Here is a 25,326-nt window from a genome sequence, read left to right on the forward strand (position 1 = left end):
ATCGCCATGGAAGACCCTATCGTCATATCGAGCCTCGTGGTTCGCGCTCTTCCCGATCGGATCGAGGATGCGGCGGCCCGACTGGCCTCCATCGAGGGGGTGGAGGTTCATGAAACGCTCGACAGCAAGATCGTCGTGACCATCGAGGCGCCCACCGTGGACGCCTCCCACAGCACGGCGGCCTCGTTCAGCGAGATTCCCGGCGTCATCGGCGTCGATCTGATCTACGTGAACTTCGAGGAGGACCCCGTCGTCAAGAAGGGGTTGAAGCGATGAAACGCCCAAGCGCGGCCTGCACCCGCATTCGCCGCGCCGTCCAGATCCTGGTTGCGGCCCCGTTCGTCGCGAGTCCCCTCGCGGCGGGCCGGGCCCTCGTCGGCGCCGCAAGAGGGGCCGAGACGCCGACGAGCGTCCCGGCCGACCTCCCCTTCTGGGGAACGCTGTCGTCCTCGCAGGTGGGGCCCGTAACCCTGCTCGACCCGTTCGCCGCCGTCCAGGCGATGGCCGCCTCGCTGTCCGCCGATCCTTCCTGGCTGGTCGCGACGGTTCCCGTCGTCGCCTTCTACGGCCTCGTGCGCGCCCGGGCGTTTTGCGGATGGGTCTGTCCGGTGAATCTCGTGCTCGAGCTCGTCGACGCGCTGCGTCGGAAGCTCGGCCTCGAGGTGAGCGAGCGTGTTGTGCCGCGCCGCGCGAAGATGGGCGCGGCCCTCGGCATCGTCGCGGGCTCGGCGATCGTCGGCATTCCGCTGTTCGAGGCCGTATCGCCCTTGAGCGCGCTCAACAAGTTCATCGTGGTGGGCAGCCTCGTCGGCGCGATCACGCTGACGCTCATCGTCGCAGCCGAGCTTTTGTGGGGACACCGCGTCTGGTGCCGATCGCTGTGCCCCCTCGGAGGGTTCTACCAGACGCTCGGCCGCATCGGCGTCGTCCGCATCGGAATCGACGCCGATGCCTGCACGCGCTGCGGTCGCTGCAAAAAGGCATGCCTCGCCGACCCCGAAATTCTCGATCCCGCCATCTACCGGGGTAAGAGCACGGTCGATGCGGGTGATTGCATGATCTGCGGAGCCTGCATCGACGCCTGTCCCGAGCGCGCGCTGCGCTATACCGCATGCATCCCCTGCTCGGCCCTGCTCGACCCCTTCACCCTATCCGCCACCAACGAGAAGGAGGTGTCGCGATGAGCGACCAGAACTCCGCCGTTCGGCCCGACAATGCGGGCGAAAACCCCAAAGAGCCGCTTCGGAAAACCAAAAAGCCCCTCATCTACGGAATCATCGCCCTGGCCGTCGTCGGGCTGGGAAGCGCGTTTTGGGTATGGCACGAAACGCCCGGCTTCTGCAACGCCGTCTGCCACTCCCCCATGGACGCCACGGTGGATACCTACAACTGCTCGTCAGGCTCCCCCGCAACCGACAAATGGGGAAACCCCGTGCCCGACGGCAGCGACATGCTGGTTGTCGTGCATAAGGAAAAAGCCGGGGCCGACTGCCTGACCTGCCACATCCCCACCATCCAAGAACAGGTGACGGAAGTGGTGGAATGGACTACGGGCAACTACTACGACCCTCTGGCAGAGCGATCCATCGCCGATCTGAACGCCTACGGCGCTCGATCCGATGCGAATGCGCTGTGCATGAACGAAGCATGCCACAATACGACTCGAAACGATCTTGCCCGCGCCACCTCGGCGCTTGCGCGCAACCCGCATGCCGAGATCGAGGGGCATCCCCATTTCGAATGCAGCGACTGCCATAAATCCCACCGTCAGTCGGTGAACGCCTGCTCGGGCTGCCACGAAGATGCGAAGATCCCAAAAGGATGGCTGACCGTCGCCCAAGCCACGGCGCTCGCGCCGCACGCCGGACGATAAAGCGCCCGCATCGCTGAAAAACGCAGCCGACCTCTCCCGCCCCGCACGACCCTCTCTCGCCTCTCGCGACGGGATCGTGCGGGGCGGAATCGTTTCACATAGTAGGAAAAGCCTAGAAAAGCCGATGGCGCACGACGTAGTCGAACAACTCGGGCTTCGACTTCAGACCGAGCTTCGCCATTACCTTCGCCTTGCGGCTCTCGACCGTCTTCACCGACACCGAAAGCGCCTCGGCGATATCGGCATTGGAAAACCCCTTCACCGACAGCGCGGCTATCTCGGATTCGTGAGGGGTCAGAATGCTGGGAACGTCTTCCGCGCGCCTAACCGAATCCTTGATGAACGGCGAGATAAGCTCGCGGCACAGATGGCACTCGCCCGACGCCGCCGCGCGCACCGCGCAGAACAGGTCGTCATCCGACGAGCTTTTCAGCACGTAGCCCCGCGCTCCGTGCCGAAAAGCCTGATGCGCGAATTCCAATTCGTCGTGCATGGTGAGCAGCACCACCCCGCAGCGCACCGACGACCCTTCGATGCGCTCGGCCAGCAGCAGGCCCGATTTCTGACCGCCCATCGACACGTCCGATACCAAGACATCGGGAGCGAGCTCGATCAGCATGTCCATCGCCTCTGCAGGCGAAGACGCCACGCCCGCCACTTCGAAATCGGGTTGCTGGTCGAGGATCATCCGAAACCCCTCGGCCACCATCGAATGGTCGTCGGCGAGAACGATCCTAATCATGAGCGTCTCCATCCAACGGCATAATCGCTCGGACGGTCGTTCCTTCTCCTATGGTCGAGTGAACGACCAGCTCTCCCCCGAACGCCGCCGCGCGCTCCCTCATGCCGGCGATTCCCAGGCCGCCGCCTTTCGCCTCGGGATTGCCCGCGTCGAACCCCGAACCGAAATCCCTGATCGACAAAACGAGGCTTCCCTCGACGCGGCGCAGCGTCACCTCGATGCGCTCCGTTCCCGAATACTTGCAGGCATTCAGGCTCGCTTCTTGGAAAATCCGATACAGGGCCACCTCGCAGTCGGGATTGAGGCTCTCGCACGCGCAGACGTCCACCGAGAAGCAGACGCCGAAATAATGGTCGTACTCCTTGCACTCGGCTGATACGGCGGGCCCCAGGCCCAGTTCGTCCAGTTCGGCGGGACGCAGGTTGCGCGCAAGCGAGCTGATGTGCGCCATGGCATCGCGCAGCTGATCGCACGCCCGATCAAGTGCGGCATCCTTCGCCTCGGCGTCGAGGGCGCGGGCGCGGCGCAGTCCGATCTGAACCAGCAGGAGCTCTTGGGCCAGGCCGTCGTGAAGTTCGCGCGCGATGCGTTTTCGCTCGTCTTCCTGCGCCTGGATGATACGATGCGTGACCTCGGCGTATTGCGGTGTGAGGCTCTCGCCGCTCAACGTGAGGGCCGGCCTCGTCGATATCCCGCATGCCGCCAGGTTCCCCGCCGTTTTTTGAACCCGTTCGATCAGACCGCGATCGAAGTTGAATGACGACCTGAACGCGCAGATCACAATGGATGAGAGTCGATCTTCGTCAAACAGGGGAAAACACAGGAAGCTCTCCAGCAACTCGGCGGCCACGATGGGAAACTGGTACCAGATGTCTTGCTGCATATCGCGCTCGACACTGCCCACCAGAAGCGCGCGACGGGAATTCGCCACCATGCCAAGCGCACCCACTCCTTCGGGCAGATGGACCCGCAGATAGCGATCGGATATATTACCCGCAACATAATCCCACGACAGAGACTGCCAGCTTCCGCGCGGAACGCGGGAAACCCCCACGAAATCGAATGCGAACTCCCGTTTCAGTGAGAATGCGAGATCCTGCCTATCCATAACCATCCTATCGAGTCGAAACGCCGAACCTGAATCCTAGCACGGGAACGGAGCTTTCCGCCGAGCGTAAGCAAACCAGGTGAGCGCTGCCGTCGCCGCTGTGAATACGGCGAGAGCCGCAAGCGCCTGCATGTAATCGAGCCTGAACAGCATGGGGACGAAGAAGGCCCCGTACGCCGCAAACGCCGATACCGCCCCCGTCACCTGGCCGGCCGTCGTACGCGACTCGAACAAGTGCGGGATCATGCGAAACGAAGCCCCGTTCACCAGACCCGTCCCCAAGAACAAGGCCGTCATGCACCAGAAGAAGATCGCGAAATCGCCCTGCGCGACACCGATCGCAACGCCAAGCGTCGCCGCCAACATGACGACGAGCGATGCGAACGCCACGCAGGCCCCCGATTGGATGCGGTCGGACAGCCACCCGCCCACCGGACGGATGCCCGCACCCGCAAGCGGTCCCAGAAAAATGAACCAGTCCGACCCTGATTGAGGAAAGACCATGGAAACAATCAAGGGAAACGCCATCGAATAGCCGATGAACGACCCGAACCCGCACGAATAGACCACCGCCATAAGCCACAGGTTCATCCGTCTGAACGGATCGAGGGCCTCTGCCGGAGACTGCCGTGCAACGGGAACGTCGTCCATAAGCAGCGCGACCAAAGCAAGCGCGACCAAGATGGGCGGTATCAGAAGAAAGCACGCCCTGTGCAGCGCGCACGGCGAACAGTCGAGCGCAGGAGAGAGCGACGACCCGACAACAAGCGGCGCCATCAGATATGCGGCGGCGACGCCGAGGTTCCCAACGCCCGCATTGATTCCGTTGGCTGTGCCCCTGTTGCGCTTCGGGAAAAACTCCCCGATGTTGGCCATCGACCCCGAAAAGTGGGAAAGCGCCGGGCCGAGCAGAGAAAACCACAGTGCCATCAGCCAGAACGGCGTGGAGGGATCTTGAAGCGCCAACCCAAGCCCTATGAGGGGAACCAGCATGGATGCCATGCTGGCAAGCGTGAAGGCACGCCCGCCCATGAGGGCGGGAAGATACGTGTAGACCAAACGCCCCGTCGCGCCGATCAATCCGGGCAGGGCCGCGAGCAAGAACAGCTCTTGGCGGCTGAAATCAAATCCCACCTGGTTCAACCGCACCGCCACGAGAGCGCCCAGCGTGCTTACCGAAAACGAGAGAAACAGCGCAAAGGTTGAAACCGCAAGGTTTCTCAAGGCGATCGAGCGGCCCGACACGCGCCACATCGATTCGTCCTCCGGATCCCAACCTCCGCCGACCCTCGGTATCGACATGCTTTTCAACCCCGCCTTCACCTGCGATGCTTCACTATAACGGTGCTGAAGTACGAAACGCCCTCCGACAGATCGGCGTCGGCGAAACGGAGGTGCACCGCTTCGGTGGGAAGCCCGCAATCGCTCACCATGGACGCGTCGTCCAACTCGCCTCGCTCGGCAAGGTCGTCGCGCAACTTCGCCAAGCGACTCCCCGATTTAAGGTACACGCGTGTCGCACCCGAGAAGCCGCTGCGCCCCTCGCACAGGGCGGAACCCGGTTCGACAACCAGGCTCTCGGCTCCGTCGCACAGCGACACGCCCAACTTCGCCGCGCTCGCGCAAAACGAGGTGACGCCGGGAACGACTTCGGTTTCGTACCCGCGTGCCGCAACCCGATCGCGAATATAGGAAAACGTCGAATACACGCTTGCGTCTCCCAAGGTCACGTACGCCACCGATTCGCCCCGATCGAGCGCGGCGCATACGTCATCGGCGATGCGATCGTATGACGCCTCCGCGCGCGTGCGATCGCGAGCCATCGGCGTGCTGCAATCGAGAACGCGCTTGGAGCCAAGGAGGTCGGACACGATGGAAAACGCGGTCCGACGGCCGTTTCCGATATCGGGAACGGCCACGATCGGGCACTGCCCTATGACGCGCACGGCCTTAAGCGTTATCAGCTCCGGATCTCCCGGTCCCACGCTCACGCCGTACAGCACGCCCTTTCCGCGCGCAGGCGGCAAGTCGATGCCGATTCGATCGCCGCCGTCTTTTCCCGCAGCCGCGCGAGACCGCGTCGGATCCGTCATTCCCGCTCGTCCCCCGATGCGATATAGAGCAGCGCGTTGCAGATGGCGGCGGCAACGTTGCTGCCGCCTTTCCTGCCGCGCGCCACGATGTAGGGCACGTCGAGCTCCATGATCAGCTCCTTTGACTCAACCACGTTCACGAATCCCACCGGCACCCCGATGATGAGGTGGGGACGGACCAGCCGACCCGCCTCGATCAGCTCGTAGAGACTCGTAAGCGCCGTCGGAGCGTTGCCGATCGCGAAAACGAAAGGCCGGGACAGGCGCGCGGCGAACTCCATGCTCACCGCCGAACGCGTCAGCCCCCGCTCACGTGCCTCAGCCGCTACCTGCGGATCGGCTATGAAGTTCAGCACCTCGCCGCCGAATCGGGAAAGCACGCGCTTATTCACGCCGGAAGCAGCCATAGAAGTATCCGTGACGATCGAAGCGCCCCTCTTCAAAGCATCGGCGCCAATCGATGTTGCGTGCGAAGAGAACGCGAGGCTGTCCGCATAATCGAAATCGGCCGTCGTATGGATGCAGCGCTTCACGACCGGTTCGTTTTCCGGATCGATCGGCTCGCCCTCCAACTCGCGCCCGATTATCTCGAAGCTGCGGCGCTCGATATCGGCCGGATCTATGCTGACCAGCCTATTCAGCGCACTCATACGCCCTCCTCCAAAACTCGCCTCATCATATCCATGTCAAGTGCACCGCGCACCGCAGCCGCCAGCCTATCGTAGTGCCTTGTTCGGTACGCTCCCATATCGAACGCCCGCACCACATCGGCGGACAGCCCCTTGGCCTCGAACAACCCGCGCACGAAGCGCTCGGTAAACGCGGGAGAGTCGAACAGGCCGTGCAGGTAGGTTCCGCACACGTTGCCCACCACGCACCCGTCGTAGCGCTCTCCTGCCGAAGAGCGCACGGTGCAGAACGCCTCGGCCTCGGCATCCTCCAACGCGGTCTCGCCCATGTGGATCTCGTAGCCTTCGAGAGGCGCTCCCGTCGCGCCGGCGGCGATTCCCGAAACCGCGCTCACCCGCCCCTCGACGCGCACCTGCCGCTTCTCCTCCGAAAAGCATGTGCTCACCGGAAGCAACCCCAGACCCGCAAGCGAACCTGCACCCTCGACGCCTTTGGGATCGGACACCGCGCGACCAAGCATCTGGTAGCCTCCGCAGATGCCGATAACGGGTACTCCGCTTGCCGCCAGGCGCTTTACCAGCACCTCCATCCCGCTTTCGCGCATCCACCGAAGATCGGCCAGCGTGCTTTTGGTTCCCGGAACGATCAGCAGATCGGGAGAGCCCAGATCGCGCGGGACGCGCACGTACCGCACGCCCACGCCCTCGATGGCATCCAGAGCCGAGAAATCGGTGTAGTTCGACAGATGGGGAAGCCTGACGACAGCCACGTCGATAAGGGAATCCACACGCCGGCGACCGATACGCTCCGACTGGCTGTCCTCTTCGTCGATATCCACATCCACATACGGAACCACGCCGGCCACCGGAACGCCCGTGAGCAATCTGAGCTGGTCGAGACCAGGGGCCAGAATGGCGGGGTCCCCTCGGAACTTGTTGACCACCGTTGCTTTCACCAACGCGCGCTCGTCGTCATCGAGCAGCATCATTGTGCCTGCCAGCTGGGCGAACACGCCGCCCCTATCGATGTCTCCCACCAAAACGACCGGCGCTTCCGCTCGTTTCGCCATACCCATGTTCACAATGTCGTCCGACTTCAAGTTGATCTCGGCGGGACTTCCCGCACCTTCGATCACGATCACATCGAACCGGCTTGCCAGGTCGCGATAGCACTCCATGATGACGGGAACCAGGCTGCGCTTGTAAGCGAAATACTCCCGGGCCGCCATAGTGCCGATAGGACGGCCCCTCACAATGACCTGAGAGCCCGTATCGCTCGTCGGTTTCAGCAAAACGGGGTTCATCGCCGAAACGGGCTCGATCCCGGCGGCTTCGGCCTGCATCGCCTGCGCTCGGCCCATCTCGGACCCATCGGCGCAGATAGCCGAATTCAACGCCATGTTCTGGGATTTGAAAGGAGCCACGCGGTACCCGTCTTGCGCGAATATCCGGCACAGACCGGCCACGAGCAGGCTCTTGCCCACACCCGACATAGTGCCTTGGATCATAATCGCCCGCGCAGTCACGGCAGCGGTCCCCTCCTCTCGGACATGCGTTCTTATGCCCATGGTACCGCAGCGCACGGCTAGAACGAACAACATCCCAGCATATGCAGAGCTTGGGCGGCGGCAGCGAACAAAGCGAGCGCAAGCGCCGACGCGGCAAGCATCAACACGTTCGCACGGCGGATGTCGGCCGGCTCGATCGCACGAACATCGTCGCCGATGAAGGGCTTTTCGACCCGCACGCCCGCATACACCGCATCGCCCGCCAAACGCACGCCGAGGGCCCCGGCGCACGCAGACTCGCCATGAGCGCTGTTCGGCGACGCATGGCGAAGCCGATCGCGTCTGAACACGCGCCACGCCCGCAGGGCGTCGAACCCCGGCAGACAGGCCGCTGCGCACATCAGAGCACCGGTGATCCGAGCGGGAAGAAAGCTGGCCGCATCATCGAGCTTGGCTGCGGCGAACCCGAAGTCTGCAAACCGTTCGTTCCTGTACCCCACCATCGAATCGAGGGTGTTGGCAACTTTATAGCACACCCCCCCTACCGGACCGAAGAAGGCCAGATAGAACAAGGGAGCAATCACGCCGTCACACGCGTTTTCGGCCACGGTCTCGACCGCCGCCCGGCACACGCCCGCCCGATCGAGCGAAGACGTGTCGCGCCCGACGATCATCGACACGGCATGGCGCGCGTCTTCGATGCCGCCCTCCCGCAGCGCGTACAGCACGCGCATGGACTCGTCGAACAAAGAGCGCGCGGCCAGGCAGTAGTAGCAGATGATCGATTCGAAGGCCAGCTGCAGCTGCCACGCCACCGCGCCCGCCGCAGCCCCGATGAGCGCGCATCCTCCTCCGAACAGGGAAAGCGCGGCCGCAACCAGGAAAAACCCCGCTGCACGCTCGCGGCGCGAACCCGCGCCGATCAGACCGACGCTCCCAAGCAGTCCCTGGAACCACTCGATGAACGAACCCATCCATCGAACCGGATGCACGAACCCGTGAGGATCCCCGAACAGCAGATCGAGCACCGCTCCGATCAGCAGGGCGACGATATGAAGCGCCATGGCTAGACCCCGACCCCCTTGGCATACCGCGCGCACGCGGCGACGAAGCGATCCGCCAACCGCGCATCGGAGCACAGGTTCACGTGGGGAAAACCTGCGTACATGGTAGGCGTCGCATGGCCGCATTCCCAGAAGCGATCGCTGCGGGGCTTGAGCGCCGTCAGATCGGCACCCGCGCAGTCGCTGTCCCAGTAGTGAAACTCGTGCGCACGAACCGCCTCCCCCTCTCTGAACAGCATGGAGTCGCTGCGAGGACGCAGGGTCACGTACCCGAAGCGCCCCAAACGCCCCGTGGGAAACGCGGTTCCCTCGATGACGCCCACCCCGGAAAACCGGTTGCTCTGCGAATCTTCGATGAACGTATGCAGATATATGAATCCGCCGCACTCGGCGATAGCGGGCATTCCCGCTTCGACGGCCTTGCGCACGCTGCGGCGCATCGAAGCGTTCGCCTCCAGCTGCGCGGCGTGCAGCTCGGGATACCCCCCGCCCAGATACAGTCCCGACACCCCTTTCGGCAGCGCCGAATCGGACAGGGGCGAAAACCGCCTGATCGTGCACCCCCGCTGCTCGAGTTCGAACAGAGCGTCGGCGTAGTAGAAGCAGAACGCCTCGTCGTGTGCCACGGCAACCGCCAGCTCCCCGAACCCCCCGTTGCCGAAGCGAAGGGCCTGCGCGTCGGCATCGATCGCGGGCGCATCCTGCGCAAGGGCGATCAGCGCCTCCATATCCAAGGAAGCCTCCACCGCATCGGCCAGCCGGTCGATCTTCCCGTCGATGCCGGCGATTTCGGATGCAGGCACCAAGCCCAGATGGCGGCTATCGAAGCCGACGTCGGCAAGCGGCGGCAGATAACCCGCAACCGCCACGCCGCACTCCTCTTCTATCAGCTGCTTCATGCGGGGAAAGAATGCATCCGAACACCGGTTCGCAATCACGCCCGCAATGTTGGACGGCGTGCGCAGCTCCAGAAACCCCCGCACTTCGGCGGCCGCAGACAGAGCGCGACCCCTTCCGTCTATCACCAGCAGCGTCGGCGTCTGAGTTGCCGCCGCCAGGCTCCATGACGACGCCTCGTCGCTTGCGGCGATTCCGTCGTAATAACCCATCGCTCCCTCGATAACGGCGATGTCGCACCCGCATGCGTTGCGGGCCAGCGATGCGCGAACACCGTGCTCGCCCAGCAAGAACAGGTCGAGATTGCGGGCAGGCGCACCCGTCACCCGTTCGAAGAACAGCGGATCGACGTAATCGGGGCCGTTTTTGAAGGCGGCCACCTTCAGTCCGCGGCGCTGAAGAGCCCGAATGATCCCGCAGGTCAAAGAAGTTTTACCTACGTTTGATCCGGTTGCCGCCACCATGAGGCGCGGAATGCGGGCTAGCACGGGCCACCTCCGGCTGAAACCAGGTACACCGGATTGTTCGCCATCATCATATGGGAAGACCCCGTGCGGCGGGCGCGGGCGATCGACACGCTGACCACCTCGACTTCGATCCCCCGCGCGCGAAACGAATCGAGGGTTCCCGACAGCGTTTCGAGCACGATGGCCGATACCACGATGCGCGCCTGCGGATTCGCATCCAGCACCGCATCGACGATCGAAGCTATGCGGCCGGTCGATCCGCCGACGAACACGCAGTCGGGTGCGGGCAGACCCTCCAAAACCTCGGGCGCGTCCCCGCCGACCACGAACACGTTGGATGCCCCGAACCGAGCGGCATTGCGCTTTACCAGCTTGCAGGCCTCGTGGTTTCGCTCGACGGCGAACACTCGACCTTCGGGTGCGGCCAGCGCGCATTCGACAGAGACCGATCCCGTTCCCGCCCCCACGTCCCACACCGTCGCGTCGGGCGCAATGCGCAGCTTGGACACGGCAAGCGCACGCACTTCCTCCTTGGTCATGGGAACCTCGCCGCGCTCGAAGTCGTCATCGGATATGCACGGGGCTCCGAACGGGCGGGAGAGCGGGTGCTCGTTGACGGCCAGCATGACCGCCAGGTCTCCGAAGAGCTCTTGAGCCACCCGATGCGCAGGACCGGATACGATGCGCTCGTCGTTCGCACCGAGGTTCTCACCCGCATGCACCGTCACATCCGCCAGCCCGGATTCGACCAGAGACGCGCACAGATCCTGCACGCGCAGATCCCCCCCGGTCAGAAAGAAGGTCTTCCCATGGGTCCTTACCGCGCCCGAAGCGTTGCAGGCGCGGCCGTGGGCAGACACAAGGTGGGCGTCGTGCCACGACACGCCCAGCTTTCCGCAAAAGACCTGAACCGATGACACGCCCGCGATCAGCTCGACGTCGCACCCTTCGACATGCGCCAGCCGCGCGGAAAGCAGGCGCGCACCGCTGTAGAATCCGACGTCGCCCGACATCAAGACCGTCACCGTCGATACCCGTCCGCCCTTCGCAGCCGCTTCGACCTCTTCGGCTATACGAGCCGTACCGGTCAGTGCCGCGCAACGCGCAGCCGAATCGGGCGCCACAAGACCCAGGAGACGCTTCGCTCCGATAACCAGATCGCTCTCGCTGAGCGCGCGCAGACCGGCGACGGTGAGCGTGTCGCGATCGCCCAGGCCGGCCCCGACGATGCAGACCCTCATACCAACTTCCCCTTCTCCTCGATCAGCCCATCGATATGGGAAAACGCATCGAGCAGCGCGATGCCCCCGCCATCGGGCGGACGGCTCACCACCACGCAGACGGCACCGCAGCGCTTCGCCGCATCGATCTTTTCCTGAAACCCCCCGCTTGCACCAGCGGCCTTGGTAACCACGACCGCAATGTCGTACTCGCGCAGAAACGCCTCGTTAAGCTGCTGCGAAAACGGACCCTGGACGGCAATGGTGCGGCACACGGGCAATCCGGCCTCGCGTGCGGCGGACACCGATTCGGCCACGGGAAGCACGCGCGCCCACACGCGCTCGGAAAACCCCTCGATACGCTGCGCATAAACGCCGAGGTCCTTGGTCCCCGTCGTCAACAGCACGTTTCCCTCCATTCGATTCACCATGTCGGCAGCGACCTGCGCCGAAGGAACCGTTGTCTGCGAATCGGATCGCACGTCCTCGCGTTCCACCCGCACATACGCCACGCCCGCCGCCTCCGCAGCCGCTTTGATGTTGGCCGTCGCCTCGACGGCGTACGGATGCGTACAGTCCACAACCAAATCGAACGAACCATCGGAGATGTCGGGAGCAAAACCCCTTATAAGGCGAGTCATGTCCGCCGCATTCAACCGGGAGCAAAGCACCGCGACGTTTCCGGCCTCGGGTAGAAGCGAAGCTCCGTACTCGGTCGCGCAGCTAACCGCAAGCTCGACGCCGGGCGCATCCGCATAGCGCTCGACCAGCTGCCTTCCCTCGGTTGTTCCGGCGAACACCAGGATCCTCATCGACCGCACCCCGTTTCGTATCCGCGCGGCGTGACCATGCGGTCCCCGATTCGGCGCGTCTGCGCGTTTCCCACGAACACGGTGGTGAACATATCGACCGGCTTGTCGCGCAGCTCCGCCAGCGCGAGCACCTGCGCGTCTTGCCCCGGGCGCGCGATGTTGCGCACGTAGCCGCACACGGTAGCGGGGCTCTTCGACTCGAGCAGGATATCGCATGCTCGGCGCAGGTAATCGGATCGCTTGCGCGACGAGGGATTGTACAGGCACAGTGCGAAATCGGCGCGCGAAGCCGCGTCGAGACGCGCGGCGATAGCATCCCACGGCGTGAGCAGATCGGAAAGCGACACAACCGCGAAATCATGCATGAGCGGCGCTCCCAAAACGGCAGCTCCGGCAACGGCGGCCGTCACGCCCGCCACCACCTCGATATCCATGGGATCGAAGTCCTCGGCCAGCTCGAAGCACAGACCCGCCATTCCGTAGACGCCCGGGTCGCCCGAACACACCATGGCAACCTCCCGACCCGTCGCCGCCTGGGCAAGCGCGATGCGACAGCGATCGACCTCCGAACGCATGGGAGTGCTCATCAGCTCTTTTTCGGGAAACCGATCGCGAATGAGATCGACGTACACCGTGTAGCCGACGATGAGGTCGCTTGCCGAAAGCGCCATGCGGGCGCGTTCGGTCATATCCAGCCCGGATCCCGGTCCTATACCGACGATATGCAAAGCCATAGCGAGAACTCCTTTGAAACGAACGCTAAAACGTCGCCGTCACGCGCTTCAGGCCCAGCGCGACCGTACAGCCCCGGTCGGCCTGCTTCGCAAGCACCAGGGACTCTCCCCGTGCCGTCGCCGCACGTTCGCACACGTTGCCCACACCGACGCTGCACTTGACGAAATCCGACGACGAAAACGCTCCGGGCACCGAATTCAGCTCGTCAGAGCTGAAATAGGAGATATCCAACGCCCAGCGCGCCGCCAAGTCGCGAATGGCGGGCTCGTCGCGCTTCACGTCGATGGTGGCGATCCCGGCCAGAGCCGCCTGTGGACAGCCGACTTTCCGCAAGGCCCGTTCCACCTCATTCCGCAACACGTCGAAGGAAACGCCCCGTCTGCATCCCACACCCAACGTGATGCAGCGCGGAACCAGGTGAAGCGTACGGGGAAACGGCCGATCCCCTGTGCGCCAATCCAGGCGCACGCCCACGTCCCCAACGGCGCAAGCCCCCTCGGAGACGGCGACGAACCCTGCGGGCAAAACACCCGCAAGCGGGAAGACCGACGAAAAGCCGACCGGCTCTCCCTCCAGCAGCGCAGCCGCCACCTCTTTGGCCCGCACGCGCTCGATAATGGAGAATCCTTCCCGAACCGCCCATTCATCGATTGCGAACACGCCGTTCACATCGGTTGCCGTCGATACCACGGCGCAACCCCCCGTCTCGCACGCCAAGAAACGAGCAAGATCGTTGGCGCCGCCCACGTGACCCGACAGAAGCGGAACGCAAAACGCCCCCCGTTCGTCAAGCGTGACTACCGCAGGATCGGTCAGCTTGTCCGAAACAAGCGGGGCGATCGCGCGGACCGCGATGCCGCACGCCGACACGAACACCAGCGCATCGCAGGCGGCGAAGTTCTCTTTCGTCCACGCGGCCAAAGATTCGAACGGCTCCACGCCCGCATCGCGGGAGAGACGAGCAGGGCCGGACACCGACGCCTCGTCTGCGAAACCGCGTGATTCGACCGTACGGGCAAGAAGGCGGGCCAGATCGCACCCCACGCGCGTGAACCCTGCAAACGCGATCTTCCTCATGAGGCGCCCATCTCGGGCGTATGACGCAAAGCGGCGGATCCGGATGCCTGATCCGACGCAGCGCGCGAACCTTCTCCAGCCAAGCGGAACCCGTGGGAGAACCCGGGATGATACAGAAGCGATCGATCGTATTCGCTTCCCAAAAAGCGCCCTACCAGCACCAGAGCCGTTTTAGAGATACCGGCGTCACGCGCGGTTTTCGCAAGCGTGCCCGCGGTACAGCGAAAGACGCGCTGATCGGGCCACGTCGCCTTGTAAACGATGGCGGCCGGCGTCGAAGCGTCCACACCGCCCTCCTTCAAATCGGCCTCGACCTTTGAAAGCAGACCCGTTGAAAGGAACAGGGCCAGGGTGCACCCGTGCTTCGCCATCGAGGCGAGCGATTCTCCCGCAGGCACCGGCGTGCGCCCCTCGGCGCGCGTAACGACGAGCGACTGGGAAACCCCCGGAAGCGTGAACTCGGCCCCCAAGGCGGCTGCGGCTCCGAACAGCGACGAGACGCCCGGCGTCACGTCGTAGGAGATCCCTCTCCTATCGAGCTCGTCCATCTGTTCGCGAATGGCCCCGTACAGCGCGGGATCTCCCGTGTGCAACCGCACCGTCGACCACCCTTTCGCCTCGGCGTCCTCCATAGCCCCGACAACCTCTTCCAGAGTCATGGACGCCGAATCCATGATGGAACACGTCGGACTCGTTAGCTCCAACAACTCGGGATTGACCAGGGAACCCGCATAGATAACCAGATCAGCCTGGGCAAGAAGCCTTGCCCCGCGCACCGTCACCAGATCGACCGCGCCCGGGCCCGCGCCCACGAAACGAATCATGCTCCGTCCTTTCCCGCGGCATCGTCGCACGCGTCGAGCTCCTCGTCGGCATCCGGATGCGGAAACGCCGTGCGCGCCAGGTTCCGCGCACCGTCCGATTCTCCAAGCGAGCCGTAAGCCGACGAGAAGAACACCAACTCCGCACGAACGCGCGATCCAACCCGCTTGCGCAGGTGATACGTCATACGCTGGGCAATAGACGCCATAACCTCCGACCGAATCCCCTGTTCATCGAGGATCCCGATCGCCTCGTCAACCGTAACGCAGTCCATGATCCGCGCAACGGCATCGGAAGACGCCCCGAGGCGCGCCGCATGGGCGGCAAGCACTTCCCCGCGTCCGTCCACGCACCTCGAATGCGTGTTCATGGCACCCGCCGCAAGCTTCACCAGCTTGCCCGCATGACCCACCAGCAGGATGGATTCGAACCCCGCCTGCACCGCGTAATCGAGCGCTGCGCCCAGGTAGTTCGAGCACTGGACACACTCCGAAAAATCTATCCCCAAATCGCCGTGAGTAAAATCGCGACCGTAGTTACCGGGAACCAGAAGGAGGCCGCGTCTACCGGCGGCGCGGCGCATCCTCATCTCCAGCTGAATCGATGCGATCAGCGCCTCTTCGCTCATGGGCCTCACCACGCCCGTCGTCCCCAAAATCGAGATCCCGCCCTCGATTCCCAAACGGGGGTTGAAGGTCTTGCGGGCGATGCGCTCCCCTTCGGGAACCGACACGGTTACGGAAATGCCCCCGTTTGCACCGGCCGCACGCTGCGCGGCAAGCGCTTCTCGGGCAATCATCTCGCGGGGAACCCGGTTGATGGCCGCCGCCCCGACCGGCTGGTCGAGACCGGGACGCGTGACGCGGCCCACCCCCTCCCCTCCGTCCACTGCAACGCCCGAAGCCTCGGTGCGCGTCACGCAGGCGAACACCAGCGCTCCGTCGGTCGCATCGGGATCGTCTCCCGAAAACTTCCTCACCGCGCAGCGCGCCCATCCCAGGCCCGCCTCCGCGCACTCCACCTCGACGCGTATATCGAACCCGGCGGGAACCTCGATGGTGACGGCGACGGGGAACGCACCTGCGAACAGGGCTTCGGCAGCTGCGCGAGTCGCGGCAGCGGCACAGGTTCCCGTCGTATAGCCACAGCGCAAGCGCTTCTGACCCACCTCGATATAGTGTTCCCACACCGCAGACGCTCCTTTCGACGCCGATTCCTCGGACATCGAGACGGCGCTGGGACGAGCGAGATCCTTCAGCTCGGAGAACCGGTCGTATACCATGCGCGTTCCCTCGTCACGCACATGGGGCAAGAAGCAGTCGGTGCACACCTTCACGCCCTTGTCGTTGTACCTGAAACGGCCGCCGCACGCATCTCCCAGCGCGTAGAGCGGACAGTAACAGAACAGGCAGTTGAAGTTCTCGGGTGCCAGACCCTTGTGGCAGGGAAAGTACGGACACGCCGTATGCGAGAAGAACGGATAGGCCGACGAAGCGGAATCCGCCCGCGAAGCGAAAGCCCCGCCGTTTTCTTTTCCCACGCGTCCCGCCACGAAACCCCTTCGATGCGACTGCAACCTACGCTTCCATCATAACAAGCGCCAAGCGGATCCGCCTTATTTCCCGCCGATACCACGACCCGCTCATACCGAGGCGGCTCATTGGTATCATGGATACGAACCGATCCCGCAAGGAGCCGCATGACCGCCGACGAAGCATCCGCATACCAAGCCGCCCTCAGTCGCTGGGCATCGATAGCGCACCCCCTGGGAGGACTCGGAACGCTCGAAAAGACCGTTGCGCGCATCGCGCGGCTGAAGCGCACGACCGACTTTCGGCTGGATAGCCGCACCGTAATCGTCATGTGCGCCGACAACGGCGTGGTCGCCGAAGGCGTCAGCCAATCGGGCCCCGAAACGACCGCCGTCATCGCGCGGGCCCTCGCAGCGGGAACCTCTTCGGTATGCCTGCTTGCCCGCGCCGCGCGCGCACGCGTCGTCGCGGCCGATGTGGGGATGGCCCACCCTCCCGATACCCCGTCCCTCATCGCCAGCAGCGTTGCGCGCGGAACGCAAAACATCGCCGAAGGGCCCGCCATGACCGAAAGCCAATTCGATCGCGCGCTCAAAGCAGGAGCCGACATCATGATCGGAATCGCGCAACAGGGCTGCGACATCGCGTGCTTGGGAGAGATGGGGATAGGCAACACCACCACGGCAGCAGCGGTGGCCTGCGCTTTGCTGGGCCTCGACCCCGATCGGGCAACCGGACCGGGGGCGGGTCTGCCGCACGGCATGCTCGCGCACAAAGCCGAAACGGTAAGGCGCGCCCTGAAGGCGAACGGCTTTGCGATCGGGCGCGGAATCGAAAGCTGGGAGGCGGCGCGGGTGCTGAGATGCCTGGGCGGGTTCGACCTCGTTGCCATGGCCGGCGCCGCGATCGAAGCGCGCAGATTGCGCATACCCGTTGTCGTCGACGGGGCGGTCGGGCAGGCCTCCGCATTAGCCGCCCTGCTCATAGCACCCGAAACGGCCGACGCGGTCATCCTCTCGCATCGATCCAGCGAACCTGCCGGCAAAGCGCTTTCCGACGCGCTGGCACGTCGCGTCGGGGTCGCCCCTGCGATCTGCGCCGATATGCACCTTGGAGAAGGGGCTGGCGCGGTCTGCCTGCTGGGTCTTCTCGACGCCGCGCTGGAGCTGTTCGCCCATGGAGCCACCTTCGCCGATCTGGATATGGAAGCCTACAAGGACCACCGCCTATGCTGATACTCGTAACCGGAGGCGCGGCCAGCGGAAAGAGCGCGTTTGCCGAACGGCTCTGCGAACGCTCAAGCGGCCCTCGCTACTACCTCGCAACCATGTCGCCCGAAGGGGCGGCGGCGCAAGAGAAGATCGAACGGCACCGCGCCCTGAGAGCCGGTCGCGGCTTTCGCGTGATCGAGCGAGAGCGCAACCTATCGACGCTAGAGCTACCTGCCGACGCGCGCGGGGGCGTCGTTTTGGTCGAGGACATGGGAACCCTCGTCGCCAACGAACTGTTCTCGCCCGCGTCAAGCGCCCGCCCGACCGAATCGGATGCGCTCGCCGCCGCCCAACGCGCCGTCGAAGGCGTGCTTCACCTGGAAAGCCAGTGCGAGCTGCTTATAGCCGTCACCATCGAGTCGGGACTGGGAGGGCCCGCGCCCTCCGTAGAAACAGAGTGCTACCTCCGTGCGCTGGGAAGCGCCGGATGCATGGTGGCTGCGCGGGCAGACGAGGTGCATCGGTGCTGCGCCGGCATTCCAACCCGCATCAAAGGAGGCCTCCATTGAGCTTCCTCCGATCGCTCGCCGTCGCGTTCTCGCTGTTCTCGCGCATACCCGTCCCGACCGTCGCCTGGGAGGCCCGCAACATGCGCTACGTCGCAGCGTGCATGCCGATTGTCGGCGTCCCGCTGGGCGCATTGGTGGGTGCGTGGTGCGTCGCGCTTGCCCATGCGCACGCCGCGCCTGCGCTGATCGCGCTGGGGCCGACCCTCATCCCCGTCGTATTCAGCGGAGGGATCCATCTCGATGGCTTCGCCGACGTCGTTGACGCGCAGTCAAGCTGCGCCGACCAGAAGCGCAAGCGCGAGATCCTGAAAGATCCCCATATCGGGGCGTTCGCCGCCATAGGAGTCGCAGCCTACCTCGTGGCTCTGTTCGCCATCTCCAGCCAGATCGCCTTCGATGCTCGCATGGGAGCGCTTCTGGGACTGGTCTATGTCGTAAGCCGCGCGGCAACCGGTTTTGCGGTGATTGCGTTTCCCCGCTCGCCCGAGCAGGGCATGCTCGCGCTCGAGCAGGATTTCGCCTCGGCGGCCTCGAAACCCGCGCTCGCGGCGCTGTTCGCCGCGGCGGCGCTTGCGGCCGTCGCGCTATCCCCCATCGCGGGGGCGCTCGCGATAGCGGCTTCGCTTGCCCTTCTCATCCGCACCAGGCGCCTCGCCCAGAAAGGCTTCGGAGGCATGAGCGGAGACATCGCGGGGTTTCATCTTTGCCGCTGCGAGCTCGCCTGCATAACCTGCATAGCGTTTTGCCAGTTGGCAGGTGTCGCATGATCCTCGTCATAGGAGGCGCCGCTTCGGGAAAGACCACGTTTTTGAACTCCCTCACGCAAACGCACGGCGTAAAGGGGGAGGATCTCTCGGTCGTCGATGACGCCGAACGACTTTTCGCCGATGCGTCCGATGCCGAGGCGATCCTCATCGCCGACCAGCTCGCAGGCCGTTTTGCCGTCGCCTGCCGCCTCGTGGGCGGCGGGATCGTCCCCTGCAGCCGCGACGAGCGCTGCGAACGAGACCGCATCGGACGCGGTACCGCGCTTTTGGCCGAACGAGCCGACACCGTCATCGAGACGGTTTGCGGCATCGCCATCGTCCTCAAGGAGCCCTCATGCGCCTGACCATCTTCCGCCATGCGCAAACCGCAGGCAACCTGGAGAAGCGCTACCTCGGTGCCACCGATGAGCCCTTATGCGAAACGGGCTTGGAAACCGCTTGCCGCCGTGCCAACGAGCTGAGGGAAGCCTGGAATCGAGCGAGGGTATCCGCAAAGGACCCCATCGCCGCCGGAAAAGCGCTTCCAGTCGAGCCGGACGTCGTCTACGCAAGCCCGCGCCTGCGCTGCCTGCAAACCGCGCGCATCCTGTTCCCGTGCGCAGACATCGTGATCGTGCCCCAGCTTGCCGAGATGGACTTCGGGGTGTTCGAGGGAAAGAACTGCTTCGACCTCGCAACGGACGAGGATTACAGAGCCTGGGTGGAAGGCGGATGCGTCGGACGCTGTCCCGACGGGGAAAACCGTGCGGAATTCGTCGAGCGCATCGTAGCAGGCTTAGCCGCGGTGGAAAGCGAAGCGGCCCGTCGGGCCAACACGCAGGCCGTCATAGCGGCCCACGCGGGAACAGCCCTGGCAGCGCGGTTCGCCGAGCGGATGGGAACCTGCGACTACTTCGATTTGCGCTTGGGGTTTTGCGAATCGATCGACATCGAGTTCCCCTTCGGGGCGGCACCGGGGAACGCAGGTGCCCAACGTTAGATGATCCTCTTGCGCCGCAGCATGTACAAAGCAACGAACACCAGCAAGAACGCCACGGCGATCGGACCGAACCACATCTCGTCTAACGGCAGTTCGGGCACGTTCATGCCATAGAAGCTGAATACGATCGTCGGAATCGAAAACACCAGGGTGACCACGGTCAGCGTACGCATGACCTGGTTCACGTTGTTGTTGATGATCGTGCCGAACGTGTCCATCGTACTTTCCAGAATGTTGGTGTAGATGCTGGTCATCTCGATAGCCTGGCGAATCTCGATGAACACGTCGTCAAGCAGATCCTCGTCTTCCTCGTACAACCGGATGATGTGGCGGGTCTTGATGCGCAAAAGCGTCGCCTCGTCGGCTTTGAGCGACGTGGAGAAGTAAACCAGCGATTTCTGGAAACCCAGCATCTTGACCAGCTCTTCATCTTGAAGCGTTTCGCGCAGAAGCTTCTCGTTGCGGTTGAACTGGCGCTCGATGTTGCGCAGGCACTGCAGGTACCGCTGCGAAATATGAAGCAGCATGCGCAGGAGCAACCGCGCGCGCTGATTGGTGTTCACGTTGCGCATGCGGCCCGACGCGAACATCTCGATGGTCTCGTTTCGACGCAAACTGACCGTAACGATAATATCCCTATCGGGGATGAACAGCACCGACAACGGCTGGGTTTCGTACTGCACCGCCGAGGGGTCGTCGCTTTCCTGATCGTCTTCGATCGCAGGGCAGTCGATGATGATGAGCGCCTGGCGCGTTTCGTCGTCGAAGTCGGTATGAGAGCTTTCCTCTTCGTCGAACGCAGAGCGCACGAACCCGGGAACGATGCCCACCTCTTCTTGCAGCCATGTGCGTTCCTGCTGGTCGGGAGCGACTACGCTGATCCAGCATCCGGGTACGGGACTGGGTATCTGCACCGTTCCCTCCGGGCCGGTTTTGAAGCACTCGATCATGTACCCCTCCTTAGATGCTCGCAGCCACCTCGGCCGATTGTCGGGACAGCATTAGGAAGTATACCCCTCGACGCGTCGATCCCGACGCACAGACCCCATTGAACACAAGCGGCCTCGGTCGGGGCGCGCGGGCCGACCCCGTCAAACGCTCTTTTTCTCGCTCCGATGGCGGGTGCGCATCGTGTCGAGGGCATGTGCGAAAGCCTTGCCCGGGTTCACCAGCAGCATGCGTGGACCCGCATAGCGCATGACCTCGCGAATGCGCTCGCGCATCTCGGGTCGATAGCAATGAACCGGACACGACGAACAGAAGGTCTTCGATTCGGTCAACGGACACCGCTCGATACGCTGCACCACGTAGTCGGAAAGCTCGCGACAGTGCGCGCAGAGCTCGCCGCGCTCGGTTGCGTGATGGCCCTGGCAGTAGATGCCGATCATGCGCTGCACGGTATCCAGTTCGCGCTGACGCTTCTTCGCAGTCGCTGCATCGTCGGCGCCGTCGCATCTGCACCCCTTGCAAGCGAAAGGCCCGTCCGCTTCGCCGCCCGCGCGATCGCCGCCCTGGCGCGCTCTCATCATCGCAACCCCCTTCCGCATCCAGCCACACCCTTAACTGACACGGCCGCCGTCCATCGACACCACCCGATCGGCCACGCCCATGGTCGAGGCGCGATGAGAGATCAGCGCCACCGTGCGCTTCCCGCGCTGCGCGTCGATGCTCTTCAGGATGGCCGCTTCGTTCAGAGAGTCAAGGTTGCTGGTCGGCTCGTCAAGCAGAAGGAACGGCGCGTCGTGCAGAAACGCGCGCGCAAGCCCCAGCCGCTGACGCTCGCCTCCTGAAAGCGTATCACCCAGCTCTCCCACCATCGTGTCGTAGCCGTCGGGAAGCGACATGATGAAATCGTGAACCGAGGCGGCTTTGCAAGCGGCCTCGATTTGTTCCTGGGTCGCGCCGGGACAAGCGATCAGAAGGTTGTCTCGGATAGAATCGTGGAACAGATGCGTATCCTGCTCCACGAACGCCTCGGCGGCGCGCAGGCTTGAGGTCTTGATATCGCGCACCGACCGACCCGATAGGGCGATTCGACCCTCATCGACATCCCAGAAACGCATGAGCAGGCGACACAGGGTCGATTTTCCCGATCCGCTTCTGCCCGATATGCCTACCACCTGCCCGCGGGGAATGTCGATGGTCACGTCGTGCAGCACGCGCTCGCCTCCGTAGGAGAACCCCGCGCCTTCCACCGACGCCCCGTCGAACACGATATCGACCCCCTTTTCGCTCTCTTCGACAAGCGGAAGCTCTTCTAAAATCCCGATGACGCGCTGACCGGAGGCAATGGTTCCCTGCAGCGTGGTACCCAGGTTGGCCAGCGCCACCACCGGTCCAAACGAGCTGAACAGAGCCACCGTCGCAATCAGGGCGTCTGCGCCGGACACCGCGTGCGCCCCGTACAGCCGAACTCCCAGGGCCATCTGCCCCAGACTGAACATCAGGATAAGCGCATTCGTGCAGGCAAGGGCCGCTCCGGTTTTCCCCCGCAAGATACGCTGAGCGCCAAGCAGCCGATCAGACCGCCGTTTCATACCCGAGATACGCGCCTCGCCCGCCGAAAACTGCAGCACTTCGCGCAAACCACGCAAACTCCCCAGCACGAAGCCGGACAGCTCGCCCGATCCCCTGCGGATATCAAGGCCGACATCCCCGGCGCTACGGTAGATCCATACGGGAACCACCAGACCGACAACCACGTAGGCGCACAAAGCGACCGCCGCGAACAGCACGTGGATGCTTCCCGCGAAACCGACCATGATGGCACTGGTGAGGACCGCAATGACGACCGGCGAGATGGTATGGGCGTAAAACACCTCGAGAAGCTCGACATCGGAGGTGATCATGGATACCAGGTTGCCGCGATCGGCCCCGGCCAGCTTGGCGGGCGCAAGCCGGCGCAGCGCTAAAAACACGCGGTCGCGAATGCTGGCCAGCAGCTTGAAGGCGATGTAGTGGTTGCACAGCTGCTCGAGGTAATGCAGCACCCCGCGCAAGACAGCCAGGGCGATCAGGCAGCCCGTAACCTCCCCCGCCCCCAGAAACGCCTCGTGGTTGAAAACGGCAAGCCCCCCGTAAACGGCCAGAACGGGAATGAATATGGCGCACAGAAATCCCAGCACGCCCAGCGCGCAGGCAAGTACGACAACGCCCACCATGGAGTCTACCAACCCCAGCATCCGGCGCACGGTCTTAAAGCTCGACATGGGCCTCATGAGCTGCACCTCCTCGATACGACTCGAGATCTCGCTGATGGCTCCATAAGGCGGCGTACTGCGCGCAGCTTTCCAGAAGCTCGTCGTGAACGCCGAACCCGACTACGCGGCCCGCGTCCAACACATAGATCCGATCCGCCGCCGCCACGTTGGCGAGGCGGTGCGATATCACGACAACGGACTTCACCCGAGAAAGAGCGCGCATCACATCCATGATGCGCTCCTCGGATTCGACGTCGATATTGCTGGTCGCCTCGTCGAACACGTACACGTCGGCATCGTGCAGAAGCGCGCGCGCCACCGCCAGGCGCTGGCGCTGACCGCCCGAGAGATTCGACCCTCCTTCGTCGATCACGGTATCGAGGCCGTCCTGAGCGCGCAGGTAGTCGGCAAGCGCGGCCGACTCCAGCGCGCTCCACATCTCGTCGTCGGAAGCCTTTCTTCCGGCTATCGCAAGATTAGCGCGAACCGTCCCGCCGAACAGGTAGCTCCCGATCCTCACCGCGACGATGCGCTCGGCCAGGCTATCGGCCGAAATCGAGCGAATCTGCTTGCCGCCCACGAGAATATCGCCCGCATACGCATCGGATCCTCCGGCCAGCAAATGGGCGACGGTCGATTTTCCCGATCCCGACGCACCCACGATCGCGGTCATGCCCGCCGCGGGAACATCGAGGGAAACCCCTTCGAGAACCGTGCGATCCCCTTTGTAGGAAAACGTCACGTCGCGCAGCTCGATCGCATCACCCCTCTCGAAGCGAAGAGGCTTGTCGGGCGGTTCGGGAAGGTCGAGCAGCGAAAAGATCTTCTCGCTAGCCGCCATCCCGTTCATGGCGATATGGAAAAACGAACCTAAAAGACGCATCGGAAGAAAGAACTCGGCCGATAGAAGCACGATGAACAGGAAGGCGAACAGATCGATCGACCCGGACGCCAGCTGGGAGAGGGCCACCCCGACGCCCACCGCCGCGCCACCCAGCGCGACGACGTCCATCACGATGATCGAATTGAGCTGCATGCGCAGCACTTTCATGGTGATGATGCGGAAGCGCTCGGCCGCAGCGTTCATGCGCTGGTGTCGCGCGGCATCGGCCCGATAGATCTTAAGCGTGGTGAGACCCTGCAGGTTCTCGAGAAACCCATCGCCCATCTGAGTGTACTGATCCCAGTATCGGGACAGCAGCCGCTTGGCCACGCGCTGGACGATCATGATGGTGAGGGGAATCAGCGGCACGAAGGCGAACAGCACGGCAGACGCCTGCCAGCTGAACGAGAACAGCACGACGAACAGGGTGAGCGGAGCGATCAGCGCATAGAGCAACTGGGGGAGAAACTGACCGAAATAGGTTTCGAGCTGCTCGGTGCCCTCGACCGACACCTGCACCACCTCGGCCGTCGTCAGGCTCTCGGAGTAAGCGGGGCCCAGACGCAGCAGCTTGCGGTATATCATTTCACGCAGCACGAATTTGATATCCTCCGACGCCTTGAAGCTCGACTCCTGCGACAACGCCGATGCAGCAACCTTTCCCGCGCACGCCCCCGCGCACAGAACCGAGGCGGTTGCGACGGGTAGGTCGCCTCCTGCGGCCAAGGCGGCCAATATCGATGCGATGCCCCAGGCCAAAGCGATATTGGACAGCAGGCCGACCCACTGCCATCCCACGGTTGCGCATACATGCCCTATCGCCTGCGGAACAAGCGACAGAAGCCTTCGATCCATCACGAAACGAACCTCGCTCACAACATCGCGGCGACAAGGCCGCGTCTTTCTCGGAAATACCTGCAAGACATATAAACGTTTTAGCGTTGAGGCCATTCTACCCAAGAAAGCTAGAGACGGTCGCATCGAATCGCCACGACACGCCGACGTAACCTTGGCGGGCCCCTCTCCCCTTCGATGGAGGGTTGCCTACCGCCCAGCGACAACGAGAAAGTTCTCTTGCGCGCGAACGGTATGATGGCGCTGAAACGCCGGCCGACGCGCCGGCAGCACTCGACCCAGC

26 protein-coding genes are annotated in these 25,326 nt (G+C 63.7%); 8 read left to right on the plus strand and 18 right to left on the minus strand.

Annotated features, from left to right (window positions below):
* Positions 1-6 precede the first annotated feature (6 nt).
* From EIH26_RS07125 to EIH26_RS07135, 3 genes are read left to right on the plus strand one after another with little or no spacing between them, the layout of a single operon-like run.
* The gene (locus tag EIH26_RS07125; protein WP_241152805.1) at positions 7-276 is read left to right on the plus strand and encodes a chaperone NapD; all 270 of its coding nucleotides are present in this window, start codon (positions 7-9) and stop codon (positions 274-276) included.
* Positions 273-1,184, plus strand: coding sequence for a 4Fe-4S binding protein (locus tag EIH26_RS07130; RefSeq protein WP_124061517.1), 912 nt, complete (start codon positions 273-275; stop codon positions 1,182-1,184). The genes EIH26_RS07125 and EIH26_RS07130 overlap by 4 nt, the downstream gene beginning before the upstream one ends.
* Complete coding sequence (locus tag EIH26_RS07135; protein WP_164471013.1) at positions 1,181-1,873, plus strand: cytochrome c3 family protein; 693 nt, start codon at positions 1,181-1,183, stop codon at positions 1,871-1,873. The genes EIH26_RS07130 and EIH26_RS07135 overlap by 4 nt, the downstream gene beginning before the upstream one ends.
* A 112-nt stretch (positions 1,874-1,985) precedes the next feature.
* Here the strand turns inward: EIH26_RS07135 and EIH26_RS07140 are convergent, their stop codons facing one another.
* Genes EIH26_RS07140 through cbiD form a run of 14 tightly spaced genes read right to left on the minus strand, consistent with a single transcriptional unit; the run spans position 1,986 to position 16,599 of the window.
* Positions 1,986-2,615: a response regulator transcription factor gene (locus EIH26_RS07140; protein WP_164471014.1), complete on the minus strand. Its 630-nt coding sequence runs from the start codon at positions 2,613-2,615 to the stop codon at positions 1,986-1,988.
* Positions 2,608-3,723: a sensor histidine kinase gene (locus tag EIH26_RS07145; RefSeq protein ID WP_164471015.1), complete on the minus strand. Its 1,116-nt coding sequence runs from the start codon at positions 3,721-3,723 to the stop codon at positions 2,608-2,610. Before EIH26_RS07145 ends, EIH26_RS07140 begins: the two co-directional genes overlap by 8 nt.
* Before the next feature lie 36 nt (positions 3,724-3,759).
* The gene (locus tag EIH26_RS07150) at positions 3,760-5,025 is read right to left on the minus strand and encodes an MFS transporter (RefSeq protein ID WP_124061521.1); all 1,266 of its coding nucleotides are present in this window, start codon (positions 5,023-5,025) and stop codon (positions 3,760-3,762) included.
* Between the two features lie 17 nt (positions 5,026-5,042).
* Positions 5,043-5,816: a precorrin-2 C(20)-methyltransferase gene (gene cobI, locus EIH26_RS07155; RefSeq protein WP_124061522.1), complete on the minus strand. Its 774-nt coding sequence runs from the start codon at positions 5,814-5,816 to the stop codon at positions 5,043-5,045.
* Positions 5,813-6,466 carry a precorrin-8X methylmutase gene (locus EIH26_RS07160; protein ID WP_124061523.1) on the minus strand — a complete coding sequence of 218 codons (654 nt, stop codon included), beginning with the start codon at positions 6,464-6,466 and terminating at the stop codon, positions 5,813-5,815. The genes cobI and EIH26_RS07160 overlap by 4 nt, the downstream gene beginning before the upstream one ends.
* Positions 6,463-7,971, minus strand: coding sequence for a cobyric acid synthase (locus tag EIH26_RS07165; RefSeq protein WP_241152806.1), 1,509 nt, complete (start codon positions 7,969-7,971; stop codon positions 6,463-6,465). The genes EIH26_RS07160 and EIH26_RS07165 overlap by 4 nt, the downstream gene beginning before the upstream one ends.
* A gap of 59 nt (positions 7,972-8,030) precedes the next feature.
* Complete coding sequence (gene cbiB, locus EIH26_RS07170; protein WP_124061525.1) at positions 8,031-9,017, minus strand: adenosylcobinamide-phosphate synthase CbiB; 987 nt, start codon at positions 9,015-9,017, stop codon at positions 8,031-8,033.
* Between the two features lie 2 nt (positions 9,018-9,019).
* Complete coding sequence (locus EIH26_RS07175; protein WP_124061526.1) at positions 9,020-10,402, minus strand: cobyrinate a,c-diamide synthase; 1,383 nt, start codon at positions 10,400-10,402, stop codon at positions 9,020-9,022.
* Positions 10,396-11,622, minus strand: coding sequence for a precorrin-6Y C5,15-methyltransferase (decarboxylating) subunit CbiT (cbiT, locus tag EIH26_RS07180; RefSeq protein ID WP_124061527.1), 1,227 nt, complete (start codon positions 11,620-11,622; stop codon positions 10,396-10,398). The genes EIH26_RS07175 and cbiT overlap by 7 nt, the downstream gene beginning before the upstream one ends.
* Positions 11,619-12,413 (minus strand): precorrin-6A reductase, encoded by a 795-nt coding sequence (cobK, locus tag EIH26_RS07185; RefSeq protein ID WP_124061528.1) that lies wholly within the window; start codon positions 12,411-12,413, stop codon positions 11,619-11,621. Before cobK ends, cbiT begins: the two co-directional genes overlap by 4 nt.
* Positions 12,410-13,147 (minus strand): precorrin-3B C(17)-methyltransferase, encoded by a 738-nt coding sequence (cobJ, locus tag EIH26_RS07190; RefSeq protein WP_124061529.1) that lies wholly within the window; start codon positions 13,145-13,147, stop codon positions 12,410-12,412. The genes cobK and cobJ overlap by 4 nt, the downstream gene beginning before the upstream one ends.
* 25 nt (positions 13,148-13,172) lie before the next feature.
* Positions 13,173-14,225: a cobalt-precorrin 5A hydrolase gene (locus EIH26_RS07195; RefSeq protein ID WP_124061530.1), complete on the minus strand. Its 1,053-nt coding sequence runs from the start codon at positions 14,223-14,225 to the stop codon at positions 13,173-13,175.
* A complete protein-coding gene (gene cobM / locus EIH26_RS07200; protein ID WP_124061531.1) occupies positions 14,222-15,049 on the minus strand; it encodes a precorrin-4 C(11)-methyltransferase in 828 nt (275 codons plus the stop codon). Before cobM ends, EIH26_RS07195 begins: the two co-directional genes overlap by 4 nt.
* A complete protein-coding gene (gene cbiD / locus EIH26_RS07205; RefSeq protein ID WP_241152807.1) occupies positions 15,046-16,599 on the minus strand; it encodes a cobalt-precorrin-5B (C(1))-methyltransferase CbiD in 1,554 nt (517 codons plus the stop codon). Before cbiD ends, cobM begins: the two co-directional genes overlap by 4 nt.
* Positions 16,600-16,746: 147 nt before the next feature.
* Here cbiD and EIH26_RS07210 point away from each other — a divergent pair, with 147 nt between their 5' ends.
* Genes EIH26_RS07210 through EIH26_RS07230 form a run of 5 tightly spaced genes read left to right on the plus strand, consistent with a single transcriptional unit; the run spans position 16,747 to position 20,105 of the window.
* The gene (locus tag EIH26_RS07210) at positions 16,747-17,814 is read left to right on the plus strand and encodes a nicotinate-nucleotide--dimethylbenzimidazole phosphoribosyltransferase (RefSeq protein ID WP_124061532.1); all 1,068 of its coding nucleotides are present in this window, start codon (positions 16,747-16,749) and stop codon (positions 17,812-17,814) included.
* Positions 17,808-18,359 (plus strand): bifunctional adenosylcobinamide kinase/adenosylcobinamide-phosphate guanylyltransferase, encoded by a 552-nt coding sequence (locus EIH26_RS07215; RefSeq protein WP_124061533.1) that lies wholly within the window; start codon positions 17,808-17,810, stop codon positions 18,357-18,359. The genes EIH26_RS07210 and EIH26_RS07215 overlap by 7 nt, the downstream gene beginning before the upstream one ends.
* A complete protein-coding gene (locus EIH26_RS07220) occupies positions 18,356-19,126 on the plus strand; it encodes an adenosylcobinamide-GDP ribazoletransferase (RefSeq protein WP_164471016.1) in 771 nt (256 codons plus the stop codon). The genes EIH26_RS07215 and EIH26_RS07220 overlap by 4 nt, the downstream gene beginning before the upstream one ends.
* Entirely contained in the window at positions 19,123-19,470 is a 348-nt protein-coding gene (locus tag EIH26_RS07225) for a cobinamide kinase (protein ID WP_124061535.1), read from the plus strand. The genes EIH26_RS07220 and EIH26_RS07225 overlap by 4 nt, the downstream gene beginning before the upstream one ends.
* Positions 19,461-20,105, plus strand: coding sequence for a histidine phosphatase family protein (locus EIH26_RS07230; protein WP_124061536.1), 645 nt, complete (start codon positions 19,461-19,463; stop codon positions 20,103-20,105). The genes EIH26_RS07225 and EIH26_RS07230 overlap by 10 nt, the downstream gene beginning before the upstream one ends.
* Here the strand turns inward: EIH26_RS07230 and EIH26_RS07235 are convergent.
* From EIH26_RS07235 to EIH26_RS08555, 4 genes are all read right to left on the minus strand, one after another.
* Complete coding sequence (locus EIH26_RS07235; protein WP_124061537.1) at positions 20,102-21,055, minus strand: magnesium transporter CorA family protein; 954 nt, start codon at positions 21,053-21,055, stop codon at positions 20,102-20,104. The genes EIH26_RS07230 and EIH26_RS07235 overlap by 4 nt on opposite strands.
* A gap of 141 nt (positions 21,056-21,196) precedes the next feature.
* Positions 21,197-21,634: a nitrous oxide-stimulated promoter family protein gene (locus tag EIH26_RS07240; RefSeq protein WP_241152808.1), complete on the minus strand. Its 438-nt coding sequence runs from the start codon at positions 21,632-21,634 to the stop codon at positions 21,197-21,199.
* Positions 21,635-21,664: 30 nt separating this feature from the next.
* Positions 21,665-23,323 carry an amino acid ABC transporter ATP-binding/permease protein gene (locus EIH26_RS08550; RefSeq protein ID WP_124061538.1) on the minus strand — a complete coding sequence of 553 codons (1,659 nt, stop codon included), beginning with the start codon at positions 23,321-23,323 and terminating at the stop codon, positions 21,665-21,667.
* Positions 23,301-25,043, minus strand: a complete 1,743-nt coding sequence (locus EIH26_RS08555) for an ABC transporter ATP-binding protein/permease (protein WP_241152829.1) — start codon at positions 25,041-25,043, stop codon at positions 23,301-23,303. The genes EIH26_RS08550 and EIH26_RS08555 overlap by 23 nt, the downstream gene beginning before the upstream one ends.
* Between the last annotated feature and the right edge of the window lie 283 nt (positions 25,044-25,326).

The organism is Gordonibacter sp. Marseille-P4307, assembly GCF_900604965.1.
Classification (GTDB): Bacteria; Actinomycetota; Coriobacteriia; order Coriobacteriales; family Eggerthellaceae; genus Berryella.